18 protein-coding genes are annotated in these 21,675 nt (G+C 36.6%); 11 read left to right on the top strand and 7 right to left on the bottom strand.

All coding sequences use genetic code 11. From position 1 onward, the window contains the following. Positions 1–157: 157 nt before the first annotated feature. Genes coaBC through PHV22_RS03505 form a run of 10 tightly spaced genes read left to right on the top strand, consistent with a single transcriptional unit; the run spans position 158 to position 13,033 of the window. Positions 158–1,426 (top strand): bifunctional phosphopantothenoylcysteine decarboxylase/phosphopantothenate--cysteine ligase CoaBC, encoded by a 1,269-nt coding sequence (gene coaBC / locus PHV22_RS03460; RefSeq protein WP_295023077.1) that lies wholly within the window; start codon positions 158–160, stop codon positions 1,424–1,426. Then, positions 1,423–2,181: a hypothetical protein gene (locus PHV22_RS03465; RefSeq protein WP_295023076.1), complete on the top strand. Its 759-nt coding sequence runs from the start codon at positions 1,423–1,425 to the stop codon at positions 2,179–2,181. The genes coaBC and PHV22_RS03465 overlap by 4 nt, the downstream gene beginning before the upstream one ends. Next, a complete protein-coding gene (locus PHV22_RS03470; protein ID WP_295023075.1) occupies positions 2,178–2,855 on the top strand; it encodes a di-trans,poly-cis-decaprenylcistransferase in 678 nt (225 codons plus the stop codon). The genes PHV22_RS03465 and PHV22_RS03470 overlap by 4 nt, the downstream gene beginning before the upstream one ends. Then, the gene (locus PHV22_RS03475; RefSeq protein WP_295023074.1) at positions 2,855–3,670 is read left to right on the top strand and encodes an A24 family peptidase; all 816 of its coding nucleotides are present in this window, start codon (positions 2,855–2,857) and stop codon (positions 3,668–3,670) included. The genes PHV22_RS03470 and PHV22_RS03475 overlap by 1 nt, the downstream gene beginning before the upstream one ends. Next, positions 3,670–4,680, top strand: a complete 1,011-nt coding sequence (locus tag PHV22_RS03480; RefSeq protein WP_295023073.1) for an LptF/LptG family permease — start codon at positions 3,670–3,672, stop codon at positions 4,678–4,680. Before PHV22_RS03475 ends, PHV22_RS03480 begins: the two co-directional genes overlap by 1 nt. Then, complete coding sequence (gene truA / locus PHV22_RS03485; RefSeq protein WP_295023072.1) at positions 4,681–5,391, top strand: tRNA pseudouridine(38-40) synthase TruA; 711 nt, start codon at positions 4,681–4,683, stop codon at positions 5,389–5,391. 55 nt (positions 5,392–5,446) lie between these two features. Further along, a complete protein-coding gene (locus PHV22_RS03490) occupies positions 5,447–6,181 on the top strand; it encodes a hypothetical protein (RefSeq protein WP_295023071.1) in 735 nt (244 codons plus the stop codon). 55 nt (positions 6,182–6,236) lie between these two features. Further along, complete coding sequence (locus PHV22_RS03495; protein ID WP_295023070.1) at positions 6,237–9,608, top strand: DUF2126 domain-containing protein; 3,372 nt, start codon at positions 6,237–6,239, stop codon at positions 9,606–9,608. 3 nt (positions 9,609–9,611) lie between these two features. Then, positions 9,612–12,095, top strand: coding sequence for a circularly permuted type 2 ATP-grasp protein (locus PHV22_RS03500; RefSeq protein WP_295023069.1), 2,484 nt, complete (start codon positions 9,612–9,614; stop codon positions 12,093–12,095). Between the two features lie 5 nt (positions 12,096–12,100). Next, complete coding sequence (locus tag PHV22_RS03505) at positions 12,101–13,033, top strand: transglutaminase family protein (protein WP_295023068.1); 933 nt, start codon at positions 12,101–12,103, stop codon at positions 13,031–13,033. A 1-nt stretch (position 13,034) separates the two neighbouring features. Here PHV22_RS03505 and PHV22_RS03510 read toward each other — a convergent pair whose 3' ends face one another. The 6 genes from PHV22_RS03510 to PHV22_RS03535 all read right to left on the bottom strand — a co-directional run bounded on the left by PHV22_RS03510 (position 13,035) and on the right by PHV22_RS03535 (position 18,371). Then, the gene (locus PHV22_RS03510) at positions 13,035–13,970 is read right to left on the bottom strand and encodes a M14 family metallopeptidase (RefSeq protein ID WP_295023067.1); all 936 of its coding nucleotides are present in this window, start codon (positions 13,968–13,970) and stop codon (positions 13,035–13,037) included. Next, positions 13,967–14,911 carry a M14 family metallopeptidase gene (locus PHV22_RS03515; RefSeq protein ID WP_295023066.1) on the bottom strand — a complete coding sequence of 315 codons (945 nt, stop codon included), beginning with the start codon at positions 14,909–14,911 and terminating at the stop codon, positions 13,967–13,969. Before PHV22_RS03515 ends, PHV22_RS03510 begins: the two co-directional genes overlap by 4 nt. Before the next feature lie 2 nt (positions 14,912–14,913). Next, positions 14,914–15,585 carry an alpha-E domain-containing protein gene (locus tag PHV22_RS03520; protein ID WP_295023065.1) on the bottom strand — a complete coding sequence of 224 codons (672 nt, stop codon included), beginning with the start codon at positions 15,583–15,585 and terminating at the stop codon, positions 14,914–14,916. 3 nt (positions 15,586–15,588) lie between these two features. Next, the gene (locus tag PHV22_RS03525) at positions 15,589–16,947 is read right to left on the bottom strand and encodes a circularly permuted type 2 ATP-grasp protein (protein WP_295023064.1); all 1,359 of its coding nucleotides are present in this window, start codon (positions 16,945–16,947) and stop codon (positions 15,589–15,591) included. 86 nt (positions 16,948–17,033) lie between these two features. Further along, positions 17,034–17,474, bottom strand: a complete 441-nt coding sequence (gene mscL, locus PHV22_RS03530) for a large conductance mechanosensitive channel protein MscL (protein ID WP_295023063.1) — start codon at positions 17,472–17,474, stop codon at positions 17,034–17,036. Between the two features lie 165 nt (positions 17,475–17,639). Then, on the bottom strand, positions 17,640–18,371 hold the full coding sequence (locus tag PHV22_RS03535; RefSeq protein WP_295023062.1) for a molybdopterin-binding protein: 732 nt from the start codon (positions 18,369–18,371) through the stop codon (positions 17,640–17,642). Positions 18,372–18,471: 100 nt separating this feature from the next. Between PHV22_RS03535 and PHV22_RS03540 the strand changes: the two genes are divergently transcribed. Continuing rightward, on the top strand, positions 18,472–18,792 hold the full coding sequence (locus tag PHV22_RS03540) for a hypothetical protein (RefSeq protein ID WP_295023061.1): 321 nt from the start codon (positions 18,472–18,474) through the stop codon (positions 18,790–18,792). A gap of 32 nt (positions 18,793–18,824) precedes the next feature. On the opposite strand, the gene uvrA is transcribed toward PHV22_RS03540, so the two are convergent. Continuing rightward, complete coding sequence (gene uvrA / locus PHV22_RS03545; protein ID WP_295023060.1) at positions 18,825–21,665, bottom strand: excinuclease ABC subunit UvrA; 2,841 nt, start codon at positions 21,663–21,665, stop codon at positions 18,825–18,827. Positions 21,666–21,675: the final 10 nt, after the last annotated feature.

Below are 21,675 nucleotides of genomic sequence, written 5' to 3' on the forward strand. Positions count from 1 at the left end.
AAAACTTCCAATTTAAAAGGTACCTACACCAAATTCAATTAACTATACACAAAACCTAATCCTGCTTAAGTATGTGTAGTTAATGTAGTTTGGTATTATTCACTATTTTATCTAAAATATAAGATTTGGTATAATGCCACACCTAAAGGATTTAAAAATGCTTATCCCATCAAATTTACTCAAAAATAAAAAAATAGTTCTTGGTGTTACTGGTTCTATCGCTATCTACAAATCACTTGAGCTTGTTAGACTTTTTGTTAAGGCTGGAGCTGATGTGAGAGTTGTGATGAGTGAGAGTGCAAAAAAATTCATAACACCACTAACATTTGAAGCTGTTAGCTCAAATAGAGTACTAGATGACACAAATGAGTCATGGGCGGATAATCACAACCATATAAAAACAACGCAGTGGGCGGATCTGTTTGTTATAGCTCCAGCTACTGCAAACACCATAGCAAAACTAGCAAATGCCATAGCTGACAACATGCTCTTGCAGTGCGCCCTGGCCTATCCAAATCTAAAAATCATTGCTCCATCTGCGAATACAAATATGCTTGAAAATCCAATAACAAAAGCCAACTTAAAGATGCTAAACATCGCAAACTATGAGATAATCGACACTCAAGTAAAAGAGTTAGCGTGTAAAACTGTTGGTGATGGTGCGATGGCAGAGCCACTAAATATTTTTTGGCACTGTGCCAGAGCTCTTTTAAAAGAAGAGTTCTGGGAAAACAGAAGAGTTATAGTAACTGGTGGCGGAACGCTCGAGAAGATTGATGATGTGCGATATATCTCGAATTACTCAAGCGGAAAAATGGCATCATCCATCGCTACGGCACTCTACTGTATGGGTGCAGATGTAAACCTAATAGCTACAAAATTTGAACCTGAACTGCCAAAAGAGCTCTACACAATAGCTGTTGAGAGTTCGGCCGAGATGCTCGAGTATTTGAGTGACTCAATTAGGGTTGCAAAAAAAGGCAAACTCTCTAAAGCATCACTTATGAGAGATGAACAAATCCATCTTATTCAGAAAAAACCGTATCTATTTATGGCGGCAGCTGTTAGTGATTTTGTGCCAGAGTTTGCACAAGATGGAAAAATAAAAAAAGAGATTCTTGGTAAAGAGTGGAGTCTGAAACTAAAACAAAATATTGATATTTTAGGTTCGATTGACAAAACAGACATTATAACGGTTGGTTTTAAAGCTGAAATGGATGAACAAAATGCCTTATCTAACGCCTCTGCTATGATTAAAAACAAAGGCGTTGATGCAGTTTGTCTAAATGTTCTAAAAAATTCACAAAGTTTTGGAAGCGATACAAATAAAATAGATTTTATCGTGGCAGATAAGACAGAATCACTAGAGAGTGCAGACAAACTAAGCGTTGCATTTGAGATCATAGAGCACGCAAAGAGTTTATGAATATCTCAGCCTTAAGCACTATCCTCAACCTAGTTACTACAAATCCTAATGAGGCGAAAGCGCTTGTGAAACTACTCTCTATTGATGTTTTAAAATCTCTTGGGGATGGAAAATATCTCGTTAGTGAGAAAAACTCATCCGCAAAAGATGCTCTCACGGCGCAAAGCGATAAGCCCCTAAACGAAGGCGAAAGGTACTGGGCACTTCTCTCACATAAAAAAAATGAACTTCCAAAACTCCTAAATCCTATGAAGCAGCCACTACCGTTTCAAAATCTTCAAAGCTCATCTTTGGAGTATTCACTAAAAGATTTGCAAACTATTTTAAGTTCTAAAAATCCCCAAAATATAGTTAAATACGATTTGTTAGAGCAATTAAATAGCGCAACAAACAAGGACGAATTTACAAACATAGCCTCGATGCTACTCTCCCTTCAAAACCAAACACTCACGATTCCGCTTAATTATCAAGGCTATTTTTCTATTTTACAATTTAAAAAAAGGTACAATAAGCAGACTAAAAAAACGGCTATAGATTTTTACGCTTCACTAGAATTTTTAGGTCCTATTTCTGGGCTTATTTGGCTAGATGAGGGCAAAATAAGCATAGAGCTTAGCGTAGCGTTTGAGAGAAGTAAACAATTTTTACAAAACAGCATAAATGATATATCTTATGGCGTAAAAATTTCTCTTCTAGAAAAAATTGAACCTCTCTACAACGCAAATATGGAGTGTATTTTGGATATAAGCATATGAATCAAGCGAGACACATCGCCATCATCATGGATGGAAATGGCAGATGGGCTGAACTTAAAAACAAAAAAAGAGCTTATGGGCATGAGATTGGGGCAAAAGTTGTTAAAGATATAACTGCCTTTTGTGCAGCCAACAAAGATATTGAGAGATTAACTCTTTATGCTTTTTCAACTGAAAACTGGAAGCGACCTCGCCTTGAAGTTGAGTTTTTAATGAAACTTCTAGATAAATATCTGACAAGTGAGCTTCAAACTTATATAGAAAATAATGTTAAATTTGAGTCAATAGGTGATATCAGAGCATTTTCAAAATCTCTTCAAGAAACCATCAAGAATGTTGAAGAAAAAACTGCACATTGTGATGGTTTAGTTCAGTCGCTGGCTCTAAACTATGGCTCTCAAAATGAGATCTTAAGAGCCATAAATAAGATAAAAAACTGCGAGAATGACATAACAGAAGCAATGCTAGGAAATGCGCTCGACTGTAAACATGATGTTGATTTGCTTATAAGAACCGGTGGAGACCATAGGCTCTCAAACTTTCTTCTTTGGCAAGCAGCATATGCTGAACTTTTCTTTACAGACACGCTTTGGCCAGATTTTACAACCTCTAATCTAGAGAACATTATAAAAGATTTTACAAAAATTGAGAGAAGATTTGGAGGATTAAAGTAATGGAACCACTATTTGTTTTTATACTTGGGACACTTATCGGCTCTTTTTTAAATGTTGTAATTTTACGCATACCAAAAGACGAGAGTGTTGTTTTTACGGCTTCTCACTGCCCAACTTGTAACAGTCCGCTGAAACCTTGGCATAATATACCACTTATCTCTTGGCTGTTCCTTAGAGGCAAATGCTCTTTTTGTAAATCTTCTATTTCGGCTCAATATCCGCTTATTGAACTTATCTCTGGATTTATTTTTTTAGCACTAGCTACTAAATTTGGCATAAATATTCATACTCTCTTTATTGGTTTTAGTTTTTTAACACTTTTAGCACTTTCAATGATAGATTTTAGATATAAGATGATTCCAGATTCACTAAATCTTTTAGCTATTTTATTTGCAATTTTTGGGGCTTGGAGCTTTAGTGGAGTAGTTACAAATCTTCAAAATGCCCTGCTTTTTGCTGGTGGATTTACTCTGCTTCGTTTTGGACTCTCATATATTTTAACATCATCAGCACGCAGAAAATCAAAAAAATATACAACTTCATGGAGCAAAAACTACCACAGATACCCATTTATAGAAGCGATGGGCGAAGGTGACATAATGGTTGCAGCAACAATGGGTGCTCTGCTTGGAGTTAAACTAACGCTAGTTGCCATTTTCCTATCAGCTCTTCTCGCCCTTCCTGTTATGTTGCTTGTTCAAAGAGGCTCAAAAGAGGAACAGAGAGTCCCATTTGTACCATTTTTAGCAATAGCCACTTTTATAATATATATGTTTGATAGCCCTATTTTAGCCTACATAGAAGCAAATTACTAATGAAAATTTTAACTCAGTATATAAAAAAATCTTTTTTTATCACTTTTTTATCCATATTTTTACCTCTATTTTTTATAGCATCTATTGTTTTCTTAATTAAACTCGCCACATATACGGCAATCATTCAATTAAGCCTATGGGAGATGATAACTCTGTTTTTGTTTATGGTTCCTGAGCTATTTTTTTACACACTACCCATCTCTTTTTTCGTAGCAGCAACTCTAACTCTTTTTAAGCTCTCAAATGATAATGAAATCGTTGTAATTTTTTCTCTTGGGATAGAGCCAAAAACAATACTAAAGGTTTTTTTATTCCCAGCTGCACTTCTATCTGCAACTCTGATATTTAATTTTTACATGATATATCCACATATTAAAATTCTTTCAAAAAACTTCCTATCATATAAAAAAAGTGAGGCAAAATTTAATCTCTCAGCCTCAGAGTTTGGACATAAATTTGGTAATTGGTTGCTTTACATAAACAAGGAAAACAAAGACAAGAGTTACTCAGATGTAGTGTTGTTTAACAAAAGCGAAACAAAAGATGAGATTTTTGTAAAAGCAAAAAAAGCGTTTGTTATCAATGACTCTGGAGTTTTAAAACTAAAGCTAATCTCTGGTGAGGGCTACAACTACTCAAAAGATAAATTTACACAAGTAAACTTTGAGACGATGTTTATAAATGACACTATGGATAATCAGCAGAGAGTCTATCAAACACCGCTGGAATATTGGTTAAGTAAAGAGAACAGAAAAATGCTTATAACAAACTCTATTCTCAGCTTTTTTCCACTGCTGACTCTGTTTTTAATTGCCAGTATTGGGATTGTTCATGTTAGGCACCAAAAGGGAAAGGTTTATCTATACCTATTTTTAAGTGTACTTCTTTACTATGGACTTGCTCTTGGTTTTCAAGAGATTGTTGGTGCTTACTCTGTTCCTATCATACTGATTAGCTGGTTTATCACGACCTACTTCATCTACAAAAGAACAATTGTTGCAAAGTTTTAGATGAGATGCGCATTAACAATATCTTATAATGGAACAAACTTCCTAGGCTCACAAACACAAAAAAGCTCTCAAAATACCATTCTTGGGGCACTGAGGCATACTCTAAATAAATTACATATTGATTCAGAAGCTGTTGCGAGTGGCAGAACAGATAAAGGCGTTCATGCAACTGGACAGGTTTGTCATCTTGACTTACCACCATTTTGGAATGACTTAGAAAAACTAAAGAGAGTTTTAAACGAGATGCTTCCAAACTCAATCTATGTTAAAAAAATAAAAAAGGTTGATGAGCAGTTTCATGCGAGATATAGTGCTAAAAAACGACTTTATAGATACATAATCAAGCATGGGCAGAGTAATCCTTTTGAGGATGATTTTGTTACATTTTTGGACTCTGTTGACTTTGAAGAGATTAAAGAAAAGATAAAACTTTTTTGTGGTGAGTTTGATTTTAAGCAGTTTATGAAGAGTGGTAGCGATGTTAAAACAACAAACAGAACCATTTATAGAGCTTTTGCTTACAAACATAAAGAGTGTATTGTTTTAACTTTTGAAGCAAATGGATTTTTAAGAAGTCAAATAAGGCTAATGGTTGGAGCACTTTTAAAGCTTAATACTAATGAAATCAGAGATAAATTAGAGTGTAAAAAAAACTATAAAATCAAACCAGCGCCAGCAAATGGACTCTACCTAGCTAAAATAAAATACTAGTTATAGTATAATAAACCAATAATATAATACCAGGCTCCATCAACTAGGATTTAACTTGCAAACATTTGGAAAATTTTCAACAAACTTCGACATCGAGTATCTAACAGAACAGTACATTTACATTCAAGAGAGCGATGAGATTATAGATATAGCGCAACTTGAAGATATGCTTAAAAACAGGCGTAAAACGGTTGCTGGGACTATATTTTTATACAACCCAACAATTGCCCCAGTTGGATACAACACTAACACAAAACTAGTATCTCAAGGTTTTGTGTTTGATAATAAATTTCATGAACTAAACTTTGACAACAACTGCAATGTCTTCTCATCTGCTATAAAAAATGGATATAGAGGAAAGTTGATTGAGATCAAGTATCTTTTTAACATAAACAGACCAGACATTGAGCCAACGCCAATTTTAGAGGAATTCGATAAAGATTTAGGCGGATATAACAGCAACCAACTCACTCGCTACGATAGAGAGTTAAACTATCAGGATTACCTAAATATCCGTCTAACTGGCAAGTTTGTTTTCTTTGGTTCTGGAAATAAGTATGACAAACATCATAAGAACATTATCGCTTATGCAAGAAATCTATCTGCGCAGGCGACAAAACTAGGAAAAGAAGTTGCTTTTATGTATGATAACAACTACGATGCAAAAGAGAGTCAAGAGATAGCGTATTTCCTACCTCCAGTTGCAACTGGAAAATTAAAAGATGTCAGAGCAAATGCTTTCAAAAAAGCATTTGCAACTTTCCCGCCTTCGATAATTAAAGTCAGTTAATAGCTGACTTTGCACGCTTCTTTGAGCGTGCACAAAATAGAACAAAAGGAAAATTATGTCACTAAAAGTTGTACTATCTCACAAAACACACTATAAATATGACAAATATATTTCGCTCTCACCACATATCATCAGACTTCGTCCTGCTCCTCATAGCAGAACACCGATTGAAGCATATTCACTAAAAATTACGCCTGAGAACCACTTCATAAATTGGCAACAAGACCCATTTGGAAACTATCTAGCTAGAATCGTTTTTCCAGAAAAAGTAAAAGAGTTTGGGATTGATGTCGAGATTATCACGGATTTGATATCTATAAATCCATTTGATTTTTTTGTAGACGAATCGGCACAAAATTTCCCTTTTATCTACAGCAAAGAGCTACAAAAAGAGCTTGTTCCATATCTTGAGATTACAGAAGATGGAAAAAAACTCAAAAAGTTTATCAATTCACTTGACTTAAAACCTCGTCCGATCATTGACTTTTTAGTCTATCTTAACTCAGAAATCTACAAACATCTAAAATATACTATCAGGCTAGAAGTTGGTGTGCAAACATGTGAAGTTACACTAAATAAAAAGCTTGGAAGCTGTAGGGATTACGCATGGCTTTTTGTTCAAACTCTTCGTCATTTAGGTCTTGCTTCAAGATTTGTCTCTGGTTATCTTGTGCAGTTAAAAGCCGATGTTGAGTCGCTTGATGGTCCTAGCGGTCCGCAGGATGATTTTACAGACCTGCATGCCTGGACTGAAGTTTATCTACCGGGGGCTGGCTGGGTTGGACTTGATTCAACAAGCGGACTTTTTGCAGGAGAGGGTCATATCCCGCTTGCTTGTACTCCATCGTTTGAGAGTGCGCACGCTATTGAGGGGATGAGCGATAAGTGTGAAACAGAATTTACCTACTCAAATACGGTGACTAGAATCTTTGAGTCTCCGCGCGTAACCAAACCTTACAGAGATGACCAATGGAGTGATATTTACAAGCTTGGATTTGATGTTGATGCCGAACTTAAGCGAAACGATGTAAGACTCTCCATGGGCGGTGAGCCGACATTTGTATCGATTGACGATATGGAATCGCCGCAATGGAACACAGAGGCTGATGGAGCACACAAAAGAGAGCTTGCAGACAGACTTTCTCGCAGACTTCTTGGCTCATTTACCAGAGGCGGTTTGCTTCACTACGCACAGGGAAAATGGTACCCTGGAGAACCTGTTCCGAGATGGCAAACTTCGATTATCTGGAGAAAAGATAGAAAAAATATCTGGAAAAATCCGGAGTTGTTTGCAGATATGAACGAGAGTTACAACTATACAAACGAAGATGCAGAGATGTTTATAAACACTCTAGCACTTGCTTTGTCCGTAAATAGAAAAAATATTCTAAAAGCCTATGAAGACCCGTTTTACTACATTATGAAAGAGGCGTCTCTGCCGATAGACATCGACATAATGAAAGTTGATTTGAAGGATTCACTAGAGAGACAAAATATAGCAAAAGCTCTCTCTCACGGTCTAAACAATCCGGTTGGATTTGTATTGCCGCTAAACTTTTCGCAAGAAAAATGGATAAGTTCCGGATGGGCATTTAGAAGAGGAGAACTCTATCTAATCCCTGGAAATTCGCCTCTGGGGCTTAGGCTTCCGATGGATTCTCTGATGGAGAAACCAAAAGCGGAAGTTCCGGCAAATTTTGAATCTGACTTTTTTGCAGATGCGCAAAAGCTTGCAAAATATAGAAAGCAAGCAAGAAAAAAATTAAAAGAGTTGCAAGAACTCCAAATAACTCACAATGAAGAACACATCTTTGTTAGAACTGCACTAAACATTGAAATAAGAGACGGGAAGCTACACATCTTCCTGCCACCGCTTAGCAGCATTGAACCATTTTTAGAGCTTGCGGCATCCATTGAGGCAGTTGCCGAGAACCTAAACATAAAAGTTGTTCTGGAGGGGTATGAACCTACTCATGATTTACGCCTTGACACCATAAAAGTAACTCCTGACCCAGGGGTTATTGAAGTAAATATCCAACCGGCGACTTCATGGGGAGATTTGAGCGATAATCTTTTAAAACTGTACGACGATGCAAGAAAATCTCGCCTTGGAACCGAGAAGTTTATGCTTGATGGAAAACACACCGGAACGGGCGGAGGAAACCATGTAACAATCGGTGCCATGAAGCCATCGGACAGCCCGCTTCTAAGACGCCCAGAACTGCTAAGAAGCCTTATTACATTTTGGCAGCATCATCCTGGTCTTTCATACCTCTTCTCCGGTGCGTTTATCGGTCCTACATCTCAAGCACCGCGCGTTGATGAGGGGAGAGCCGAGAATCTTTATGAGCTGGAAATTGCATTTTCACAAATCCCAGAAGATGGCGAAGTTCCTTTTTGGCTTACGGATAGGCTGTTTCGCCATATGTTAACAGACATCACGGGAAACACGCATCGCTCTGAATTCTGCATAGATAAACTCTATTCGCCGGATTCTAGCTCTGGGAGGCTGGGCATTTTAGAGCTTCGTGCGTTTGATATGCCGCCGCACCCGCAAATGGCACTACTGCAAATGCTTCTTGTGCGAACACTTGTTTCACTGTTTTGGAGAAAACCGTATAAGCATAAACTTGTTCGCTGGGGGACACAGCTTCATGATAAGTTTTTGTTAGAACACTATGTTAAAGAGGATATCAGAGATATAGTTGAGTTTTTAAATAACGAGGGATATGAGTTCAGACTTGATTGGTTTGACCCATTTTTTGAGTTTAGATTTCCGCTTTATGGAATGGCGAGTGTTGAGAATTTTCATCTTGAACTCCGCGGAGCAATTGAGCCTTGGAATGTTTTAGGCGAAGAGAGCGGCTCGCAGGGAACGGCAAGATATGTCGACTCTTCACTAGAGAGAGTTCAAGTAAAGGTTAGTAATTTTACACCGGAGAGATTTGTTCTAACATGTAACTCCGTTGTTGTTCCGCTAAGTCCAACGGGTGTTGAGGGAGAGTTTGTCGCCGGAGTAAAATATAAAGCGTGGCAACCATGGTCGGCTCTTCATCCGACAATCGGTGTTGATACTCCGCTTGTTTTTGATGTGGTTGATACTTGGAACCAACGCTCCATTGGCGGCATGAGCTATTTTGTCACTCATCCCGGTGGGCGAACATATGATACTTTCCCGGTAAACAGCTATGAAGCAGAGTCAAGACGCACAAATAGATTTTGGAATTTTAACCATACGCAAGGCGAGATTGAGTATATCTCATCGGCCATCGTTAAACAATCGGTAGTGGAAATCAACGGCACAAAAAGAGCAGTTTTAGCAAAAGAGAGCTCCAAAGAGAAGAAAAAATTTCTATATCAGCATGTGCCTCAAAGTCTAGAGTATCCAAACACGCTTGACTTAAGAAGAAAATGGGCAAAACAGTAAATCATGGCTCTTTTTGATTCATATATTTCGGAATCATCTTTTGATGAACTGTTTGATAGCAACCGTAACATAAGAGATTATTGGAAAAACATACTTGAGGCTCTTGAGTCTGCCGGTTTAGAGACTCTAAATAAAAAACAAGCAGATATCGATTGGCACCTGCAAGATAATGGTGTTACTTACAACATATATGGGAATGATAATATTACTAACCGCTCATGGAGCCTAGACCCAATACCATTTGTTATAAGTGAGGGTGAGTGGGAGCAGATAAAAAAAGGGCTAGTCCAAAGAGCAAAACTTCTAAATCTAATCCTCAAAGATATATATTCCGAGCAGAAGTTAATCAAAGACGGCATCATTCCGGCTGAGATTATCTATACAGACAAAGGTTATGCGACTGAAGTATTTAATCTTGGGGAGAGGGATGATTTCAATCTCTACTTCTATGCAACAGACATCGCAAGAGGACCTGATGGCAAGATGTGGGTTATCGGCGATAAAACACAAGCACCCTCAGGGCTTGGATATGCAATAGAAAATAGACTCACTATGAATATCATCTCAAAAGAGCTATATCCAAATATAAACACAAAAAAGCTGTTTCATTTTATTGATGAATTTAAAGAGCTGATCAAAAATCTAACAAACGGCGACACATCTTCGGCTGCAATACTAACCCCCGGACCATATAACGAGACATATTTTGAGCATGCCTATCTAAGCTCCTTTTTGGAGATAAACCTAGTGCAAGGTGATGACCTGCTTAGCAAAAATGGCGCATTGTGGCTAAAGAGCCTCGGCGGTCTTAAAAAAATAGATACGCTACTGCGAAGAGTTGATGATAGATTTTGCGATCCTCTTGAGTTAAACAGCAGCTCAAAACTCGGTGTTGCCGGCTTTATTGAGTCGATTAGACAAAATAACCTACGAGTCATAAACCCAATAGGCAGTGCCATCTTAGAAAACAGAGAGCTGAACCCTTTTATGAACAAGATTGCGGAGTATTTTCTACAAGAAGAGCTAATCCTTCCTCAAGTCGCAACATGGTGGTGCGGTCAAAAAGAGGAGTTAAAATTTGTTCTAAAAAATCTAAACCTTCTAATAATAAAAAAAATAGATACCACACAAGAGAGTGTAGTCTATTTCGGAAAAGATTTAACAAAAAAAGAGCTTCTTAGTCTCGCTAAACTCATAAGACAAAACCCAAGCAAATATATAGCACAAGAGGAGATAAGCTTCTCGACAACACCATACTACGGCAATGGCAAGATTGAGCCAAGAAATGCACTTATTAGAACATTTTGTCTAAAAAACAGTGATAGCTATAGTGTTATGGATGGCGGACTTGTCAGGGTATCTCATGTTGAGAATGCACCTCTAGTCTCATCGCAAAAAGGCGGAACAAGTAAAGATTTATGGATACTCTCAAGCAAAGACGAAATTGAGTATCAAGATGATGCTTCAAGACACACAAAATATATAGTTACCGCCATAGAGAACATCTCAACACTTAGAGCGGAAAATCTATTTTGGCTGGGAAGATACCTCTCTAGAGCAATATACACAACAAGATTTATAATTTTCATTGTAAAAAAATTGACAAATCTGTATCGCTACGAGATTTCAAATTCGAAAAAAGCGCAAGATATTCTACAAAAAGCCTTAACACATCTAACTATGACATATCCCGGGTTTTTAGATGAGGATAAAATAGACATAGATCCGATGGTTGAAATTTTATCTGTAATTAAAAACAGTTCATATAGTGGTTCGCTCTCATCGATAATATATATGCTCTCAAACTCAAACATAAGCTTAAAAGATCTACTAGCTATAGAATCCACTAAACTTTTAGAAAATATACAAAGAGAGCTCGGTCAATTTATACCTAAAACAGACTCTACAAGCATTGAAGTTGCCAATGATCTCGACAAACTGCTTATCTATCTTATAGCCTACAAAGAGCTTGTTAGAGATAGTATATTTAAAGAGCAGGGATTAATACTCTATGATATAGGATACAACATCGAATGTACCTTAGTACTTATCTCAAAAGCCAGATCTATGTTATGCTTAAGACTAAGCAAATCCGTTACATATGATATCCTTGAAGCGATGCTCAACTCTATGGAGAGTATGAATGCCTACAGGGCGCAATATAAAAGCTCATTAATGCTCGAGAGCGTAGTAGAATTTTTAGTGCTCAACAGGCAATTTCCAAAGTCTATTGCACATATGGCAGATAGACTGGCAGAAGATTTCAAACTGCTTCCAAAATCTAAAAATTATCTAACAAATTATGAAAAACCTATTAATCAGGCACGCATATTTTTAGAACAACTAAACATAAAAGATATGATGGCAATGGATGACGATGGAGCTGTTTATATGAAATTAGACAGTGCTTTATCTGAGTTGTCAAACTACTTCTCAGAGTGCTCAAACGAGTTTACAAAAACATATTTTTCCCATTATGACGAGTAAAAAAAATGATTTATGAAATTTACCACAGAACAATATTTGACTACCAAAGCATAGTAACTTTTAGTCACAACATAGCAAGAATAAAACCAAGAGAGAGTGCGTATCAAAAATTACTGAATTTCTCTATGGAGATAGAACCTGAAGTTTTTGAGTCATTTGAGTTTGTAGATATGTTTGGGAACAACAACAAACATCTCCTTATCAGAGAGCCTCACCAATCTTTAAGTGTTGTCGGGAAATCAAAAGTTCATCTCTATACGGATTTAATACAAAACAACACTAACTCTATTATGCGAAACAGTATAACCTATGCTAAAGCGCTGGAGAGACTCTCCGGTTTTCATTCGGACGACATAAGCGCAAAACAGTTTCTTTTTGAGTCGGAACTTATTCCAAATGCCTCTTTGGCTATAAAAAAATATGCTCTTGAGTCGTTTCATAAAAACAGAGATATTTTTGAAGCAACGGATGAGTTTATGAGAAGAATTTTTAATGATTTTGCGTTTATTAGCGGATTTAGCACTATCACAACACCGATAGAGACAATTTTCGAGGCAAAAAAAGGCGTATGTCAAGATTTTGCGCAGTTCGCAATATCAGCTCTAAGAGCCATAGGATTGCCTGCAAAATATGTAAGCGGGTATATCGAAACAAAGCCGCAAGATGGTGAGGTGAAATTTTTTGGAACAGATGCATCACATGCTTGGTTTAGCGTATATATACCAAATGCAGGATGGGCAAATTTTGATCCAACTAATAATATAATCCCGACTGATCAACATATCATTTTAGGTTCAGGAAGAGACTATAACGACATATCGCCTCTAAAGGGAGTGGTTTCAAGCAGTGGAAGCAGCCGGCTTAGTGTTATGGTAGATGTAAAAAGAGTAGATGCAGAGGAGCTTATGAGACAGCAGATGCAGATGCAATCACAGTAACTCATCCGCTCCCAATTAGCCTAAATGTCAATGTACCTTCTAAAATCAAACCATTTTTATAACAGCAGACAATCATTCCATTACATGGTGCTAGGAAATTATATATAATCTCCCCATTTAGAGAGTGAACAATCTGACCAATCACATCATCTTTACTTACGCAAGTACCCTCTTTTCTCGTAGTAATAAAGATACCGCTTTTGGGTGCTTTTACTATCTCGACCTCATCTTGTGTTGCGACTGTTGACTCAAAACCATTTAAAACTTTATACCCTATTAGTCCATTTTTACTAAGAAACTGAACAATACCCTCAAAAATCTCATTTGAACTATTTATGTCAATCTGATTTGCATTCGGACAAATTATAGAGTAGGCTTTTGTCTCCCAAAGCTGCCAATTATACTGAAGCGTAACAGTATCTATTGGGGTTAATTCCTTATGACTGATAAGTCTAAAACCAAATGTTTTAGCACCCTCTATATCCTCAAAACCAGATTTAAAAAGCTTGACATACGGAATACAGTTGGAGAGATCATCTCTGCTCTCCAAAATAATTCCATAGTTATAACCACAAATTGCGTCAAACACTTTTTTTGCTATTCTTTGTGTTGTTTCTCCAAGCTCATACCCAGGAAACATCATATTTATATCTGTTTTATCTAATGGCCAAAATCTCTCGTTAATATTTAGCGCATAGCTGTTGATAGATGGGATAATAAGTATATTTCCTTTTATCTTATCTTCATTTTGAATCTTATTTTTTAGAAAATCGACTAACTTTGAGGCAGTGTAGAGAGGAAGTATGTTTTTTCCCTCCATAGCGCCGACAACGGCAACGCTCGGAGCCTCTGGGTCACTCCCCTCAAAGAGATAACCCTCAATTACCAAAGGGGCACGATTTAAAGAGGTAAATTTTGCTATTTCAACTATTTTCATCTATCTTTTTCTCCAAAGATTCTAGCAAGCAGCGAACCCTCATAAACAACCGGAAACTCGCGAAGAGTAAACAAAATACCGCCGTTTGGGGCATAAAGCGTATCTAAAACAGTGCCAGTTAGTGGCTCAACTATCGTACCTATTTTCTCGTTTTTTTTGATAATTGCGCAATGGTCAAGGGCTGGAACAAATAGTCCGCTTGATGGGGAGTTAAGATAAAATACCTCTCCAACCTCGGACAAAAATGGCTCTCTTGCCTCAAATGATTTCTCGGTAGTGATAATCCCCTCTTTTTTCATAAGGTTCAACATCCCGCACAAAAGCTGTTTTCCATACTCTTTTGTAACTCGCATACCGACACCCATCTCTACAACTAGGGTTTTTGTCCCCAAAGAGTTCATTGTATGTGAAAAAGTAGCTTCTAGAACCGTAACAGCGTCATGAATCCAGATAAAATCACAGTTTAACTCTTTTGCAAGAGGAAGCGTTGAGTTTGAAAACTCCTTGTTAATTCTTATCTGCGGTATCTCTCTTAAGAAGATGTTAGATGAGTGTATATCTATTGCTATGTCACTCCCCTTTACATCCTGCACAAGGGCGTGAACAAGTTGTCCAGGTAAAAATCCATCCTCTCCACCTGGAAAGACTCTGTTTAGATCAACCTCATAAAGAGGAAACCCTCTAGTGATAGTATCAATTCCAAGAGCATTTACTGCCGGATATATATCTATAATTCCGCTTATAGCATCCGGGTTTTCACTTAGCCAAGAAGTAAGAAGATAGATAGCATATTGACCTTCTAGCTCATCCCCGTGTGTACCACTCACTATGCTTATTCTTTTTAAATTATCACTCTTTTTAAACGGTTCAAACCTGCTTCTCTTTATGCTAAGTGTCTCACCTACTGGCAGTTGCGATGAAAATATCTCTTTTACCTGCATTACTATCCTACTATTATTTTTGCGATTCTCTTATCAATCTCAAACATAATGTTCTCTTGCTCCATACTTAAGCTTTGATACTCTTTGGCATCAGACTCGCTTTCACATGAAAGTTTTTTTATAATTACATCTATGTTTTTAATCACTATTTCAACTATATCTCTATCCGCACCAAACCTCAGATAAAAATCAAGCTCCTCAACAATTTTTCCAAGTCTAAAAAAGTAGTCACTCGACTGTCTGCTTTTCCTTCTTGAGAGCGACCCCCAAATCTCACGAATAAGAGAGTGTGCACTGTCAATACACTGATGATTTATGTCTATTTTATTCTTGTAGGCTTTATCAAAAATACTGTTTAACTCCATAATCTCACCAAACGCTTCCGCATCTATTTGAGAGCGACAAATAATTGCATTTTCTCTTGCCTTCGAAGTTAAGCTATATATATTTGCTGTATGCTCACCCAAAAGTGCATTATTTAAAAAACTTTGTGAGTCCGAATACTCTAAATCTATGCCGAACTTTTTATAAAGGGCAATCCCAGCATTTTTATCAACATCTATTACGAAATCATAAGCCTTCATTACCCAAATAAGCGTTGATTCAATTCTCTCTAGATATCTTCCAAGCCAGTATAAGTGCGTAGCTACATTTGCTGTTAACAGTTGTTTCATACTCTACTCCATAATCCATGTATCTTTAAATCCGCCACCCTGAGATGAATTTACAAGATAATTTCCAGCTTCAAGAGCATATCTTGTAAGCCCGCACTCCCAAACCTTAACATCCTCACCCATTACAACATAAGCTCTAAAGTCTGCTTTTCTATCCTGTAATTTTCCGTCAATATAACACTTCTCATCATAAAACTCTATCAGCTCTTGAGCAATAAATCTTCTGGGGTCTGCTTTAATAATTAGCTTTAAATCCGCTATTTGAGTAGCCGTCATAGTGTGTCCAAACAAAACTCCGTATCCACCAGCTTCAGCAACATCTTTTATAACTAATTTTTCCATATTGTTAAAAACATACTCCATATCTTCTTTGAAATATGGCAAATAAGTTGGTGCATTTTGCAGTATTGGCTCTTCACCAAGGTAGTACTTAATCATTTTAGGAACAAAGTAGTATATCCCCTTATCATCAGCAACACCATTTCCAATACCATTCATTATTGCAACATTTTTACTCAAATAAGCCTCAACTAAGCCAGGAACACCGATGAGACTCTCTGGATTAAAAAATGTTGGATCTAAAAAATCATCATCAAGTCTTCTATAAACTGCACCAACTCTCACAAGCTTTCCATTATAGTTTTTAAAATATAACTTTTTATCAACTACTTTGAGCTCATGAGCACGAACTAACTCAGCACCAATCTTGTCTGCCAAATAGCTATGCTCATAATAAGCTGCGTTAAATCTACCAGGCGATAAAACAATATTTATCCCTCCGCAATTTACATAATTCATGGCATCTGCTATATATTTTGGATACTGTTTAATTGGCTTAATTTTCATGGTCTCAAAAAAGTCAGGATATATTTTTCTATATGTATCTCTAATTGAAAGCGGGTAACTGGAACCACTAGGAACTCTTAAATTATCCTCTAAAATAACCCATTCATCATTTACGGAATCCTTAACAAGATCAATGCCATTTATGTGAGTTCTTATTTTTTTTGAGGGTGAAAAACCTTTAAATTTCTCCAGATACCCTTTTGCTTGAAGCACAAACTCTCTAGGAATTATTCCGTCATTTATAATCTTCTCATCTGTATACAAATCTTCTAAAAACATGTTTAATGCGGTTACTCTCTGGATTAACCCTTTTTCTATTTTTGAAAAATCTTCTTTTGAGATAATGCGCGGGATGACATCAAAAGGAAGTGATCTCTCTATAAAATTACCATCTTTGTAGAGATTAAAATTTATTGCAAATTTATCCATATATCTTTGAAATTCATCTATTTTTTTTCTATCTTGTTTTGAAAAAATCTCCCAAAACTTCTCATGCGACTCTGTCGATTTTTCCAACAATGAACACCTCCAATTTATGGCTTCAAATAATTATACCATCAAAAAAGAGGAATTAATTTAAATTATAGATACAAAGAGATTACTTAAACTTCTTTGTTTGAACAATATGGACATATTTTTGCAGCAACTGGAATGCTCATAGCACATTGGCTACAGATTTTTTCAGAAGGTGGAAGCGGCGCAGCTTCTAGATCTTTAGCTCTTAGTTTGTTATAGCTCTTCACGAGTATAAACATAACAGTTCCTAAAATCAAAAATGAGATAGTGTCATTTACAAAAACGCCTAGCTTAATAGCAGGAGTGCCAGCCTTCTCAAGCTCTGCAATTGTGTTGTAGCTGTTTCCATCAAGCGCGATAAAGAGGTTTGAAAAATCAACCTTTCCAAGAAGCATACCCACGGGTGGCATAATTATATTTTTAACAAGAGACTGCACGAGAGTAGCAAACGCCGCCCCAAAGATAAAACCAACCGCCATATCAACCATGTTTCCTCTAATAAGAAACTTTTTAAACTCTTCAAACATTCATAACCTCTTTTTGATAATAAGCAATTTTATCATAGCTGGAAACTATTTTATCTTTTTTACATGTTGATATTCACCAAGTTGGTACTCATCTAACTGATGGCGAGCATTCCATTTTAAGCTCTAGCTTAAGAATAATATAACCATAAAAGCTAAAATTTTACTTTACAGTAACTCGTATGATACATTTGAACTATCCAAAAAGTCAGTAAATAGCTTAAAATTTTTCTCCACAAGCAACTTATCTGTTGAACTCAGAGAAATCTCAACAGATATTTTTTGATTTTCTATCATCGGCAAAGATGAAAATTCAACCTCTGGGGACACCTTCTCCATAACAGAGATAAGAGTATTTTCGCTAGTTTGAGCAATAAGCGTCAATCTATATTTTTGAATATGTTTGCTAAATAATCTCTCAATAACAGCACTAACCATCGGATGCGACATCTGTACAAAACCGGGAGTAAAAAAGTATCTATCTTCTAGTGAGAATCCTGACATATTATTTATGGGATTGAAAAGTAACTCAGAATTTTTTGGCAAATTTGCCATATTTATTCTGTATGGATACGCTTCATCACCAAATCTGTCAATAATATCTTGCTCAAATTTTTTATGTTTTTCTAGTTTGCTTGATGTAAAAACTTCCGCAGCTATGGCTCTTGTTAAGTCATCAGGTGTAGAGCCAATGCCTCCAAAGGAAAACATAACTGCTTCCTTATCATTTTTAATCAAATTATATATATTTGCAATCAACTCTCTATCATCTTTTATGACAAAAGATGCAAAAAGCTCATGTCCATATTCACTTAATTTTTCTCTTAAAAACTCAAAGTGCTTGTCAACTCTTCTACCATTTAATATCTCACTACCAATAATACACGCATATATTCTCATTTCAAACACCTACTAAATTTTCTTTATTGTAGCTCATATCCAGCCTGATTTACTCTTATGTAGAGTATAATTTCAAAATTTTATTTATAAAGGTATTTTTATGTCATACGCGCAAGAATTAAAAGAGTTAATTACAAAAAGTGTTATTCCAGATATTGATGAAAGATTGGACGAGATTTTTGAAGAAATTGCAGACAGTAAAGAGGCTGGCGAAGATGCAAAAGAAGAGATAGAAGAGCTTCGTGAATTTAAAGAAGACCTTCAAGATGTCCTAAGAGATATAGAAAGTGGAGATATTGAAGAAGATGAATGTAAAGAGCTTATCGATGACATAACTTCTGCACAAGAAGATGATGGTGATGAGAATGAAGATGATTTTTATGAAGAAGATTATGACGACGAAGAAGAAGAAAACAAATAGCTGTCTGTTAAATAATCCAATACTAAATCTAGTTAGCTAGATTTAGTATTATGCAAAGCAAGCTCTTTTTTAAGATACTCTCCTGTGTAACTTCCTGTTTTTTCATACTCATTAGCTAACTTTTCAGGACTTCCCTCAGCTATAATAAGTCCACCACCGCTTCCGCCCTCTGGTCCCATATCTATAACATAGTCAGCATTTTTAATCATATCCAGATTATGCTCAATGATTAAAACACTATTTCCAAGCTCTACAAATTTGTGTAAAACCCCAGTCAGTCTATCTACATCCGCAAAATGAAGTCCTGTTGTCGGCTCATCAAGGATGTAGAGGGTTTGCCCCGTATCTCTTCGGCTTAACTCTTTGCTTAGCTTAATTCTCTGTGCTTCACCACCTGAGAGAGTTACGGCATTTTGACCTAGCGTGATATATCCAAGACCAACCTCAACCAATGTTTTTAATATTTGATGAATCTTTGGAATCGGTTTAAAAAACTCAAAAGCCTCATCAACGCTCATATTTAATACATCAGATATCGTTTTTGCTTTATAAAGAACTTCTAGTGTTTGCTGGTTGTATCTTGAGGCATTACAGTCATCACACTTAACCATAATATCTGGCAAAAAGTGCATCTCTATCTTGATTTCTCCCTCACCTTGGCACTTCTCACATCTTCCGCCTCTAACATTAAAAGAGAATCTTGAGCTTGTGTAACCTCTTATTTGCGACTCTTTTGTTTGTGCAAAAAGATTTCTTATCTCATCCATAACACCCGTATATGTTGCAGGATTTGACCTTGGAGTTCTCCCAATTGGACTTTGGTCTAGATAGATAACTTTATCAACCTTATCAAGTCCAGTTATCTCAACACCTGCAACTTTATTTACTTTTCTGGCATGATTTAAAAGTTCTCTAGCGGTTGGAAGGAGAGTCTGAAGCATAAGAGAACTTTTTCCGCTTCCGCTTACACCAGTTATACAAACAAAATTATTAAGTGGGATTCTTGCGCTGAGATTAGTAATGTTGTTTACAGTTACATTCTTTATCTCTATCCAATTTTTCTGTTCGCGTCTATAAAAATACTCTATTTTTTTTCGTCCATAAAGATAATCTGCTGTGAGTGTTTTTGCTTTTTTTAACTTATCCAGCGTGCCGCTAAATACAACTTCCCCACCAAATTTTCCAGCCCCATTACCAATATCTACTATAAAATCAGCATTCTCAATAGTCTCTTTGTCATGTTCAACAACTATAACGCTATTGCCTTTTTCCTGCAAGCTTCTAAGCGTTCTGATAAGTTTTAGTGTATCTCTCTCATGAAGTCCGATACTTGGCTCATCAAGAACATACATAACGCCAGTCAAGCCGCTTCCTATCTGACTTGCGATGCGGATTCTTTGAGCTTCACCACCGCTAATGGTTCTAGCATCTCTTCCTAAAGTAATGTATCCAAGCCCGACATCAAACAAAAAGTATAGTCTCTCTCTAATCTCATTTAAAATAGGTTGTGCAATTCTTCTGTTTTGATCATTTAAGTAAGCAAAATTCTCTTCACTATTAAACCACTCGTATGTTTTTGAAATTGGCATATCTAAGAGCTCTGCTACTCCTCTCTTACCTACTTTCACGGCTAAAGACTCTCTTTTTAGTCTATGTCCTTCGCAGATATTACAAGTTTTTTCGCTCATATAATCAGCTAACTCTTTTTCATCTTTAAACATATCGTACGCTATTTTTACAATCCCTGGCCACACTCTTTTTACTTCATGGCTTTTCCACAAAAACGAAACTTCATCTATCCCGCCATGAAGAATCGCTTTTTTTTGATGTTCAGGGAGGGATGAGTATGGAACCGTTATATCTATCTTGTTTGCAGAACAAAATCCTTTTAAAAATGTAAAATAGTAGCCCTTGTTAAATCCATAAACTATCTTAACGGCACCCTTTTCTACGCTCAGGTCAATGTCAATTATTTTATCATGATCAAGCGCATAACGAAGTCCAAGTCCGTCACACTCGCTACATGCACCCTTTGGAGAGTTAAAAGAGAAAGACAATGGTTCAAGTGGATCAAAACTTATTTTACAATCAAAACAAGCGTTGTGCTCAGAGTAGTATCTGCTAGACTCCTTCAGACCTAACTCTTCATGGTTTAAAATATCAATCTCAAGTTCACCATAACTCTCTTTTAGCGCCTTTTCGACATCCGCTGCAATCCGCTCTCTGTTTTGCTCATTTACAACAACTCTGTCTATCACGACTTTGATAGTATGTTTTTTTGTTTTACTTAACTCAATCTCTTCATCAAGTCTTATCATCACACCATCTATCATGGCACGAACATACCCTTTATGTACGAGTGACTCTAAGACATCAGCAAAAGAGCCTTTCTTCTCTCTGATAAGCGGTGCAAGAAGAACTATCTTTGAGCCCTCTGGGAGTTTTGCAACTTCGGCTATAATATCCGAGACACCCATCTGGGAGATAACTTTACTGCACTTATAGCAGTGCTGAATACCGACACGAGCATATAAAAGTCTAAAATAGTCATATATTTCCGTGATTGTTCCGACTGTCGAACGGGGATTTTTAGAAGTTGTTTTTTGATCAATTGCAATAGCTGGAGTAAGCCCCTCTATTTTATCTACATCAGGTTTTGTGATGCGATCAAGGAACTGTCTCGCATAAGATGACAGCGACTCCATATATCGTCTCTGCCCCTCCGCATAAAGCGTATCAAAAGCCAAAGTTGACTTACCGCTTCCGCTCAGTCCAGTAAACACTACTAGTCTGTTTTTTGGTATCTCTAGTGAGATATTTTTTAGATTATTTTCTCTTGCACCAGTTATTTTGATTACATCTAAATTTTTCATATATTTTTAT

It is taken from the genome of Sulfurimonas sp. (assembly GCF_028713515.1).
In the GTDB taxonomy this organism is placed as follows: domain Bacteria; phylum Campylobacterota; class Campylobacteria; order Campylobacterales; family Sulfurimonadaceae; genus Sulfurimonas.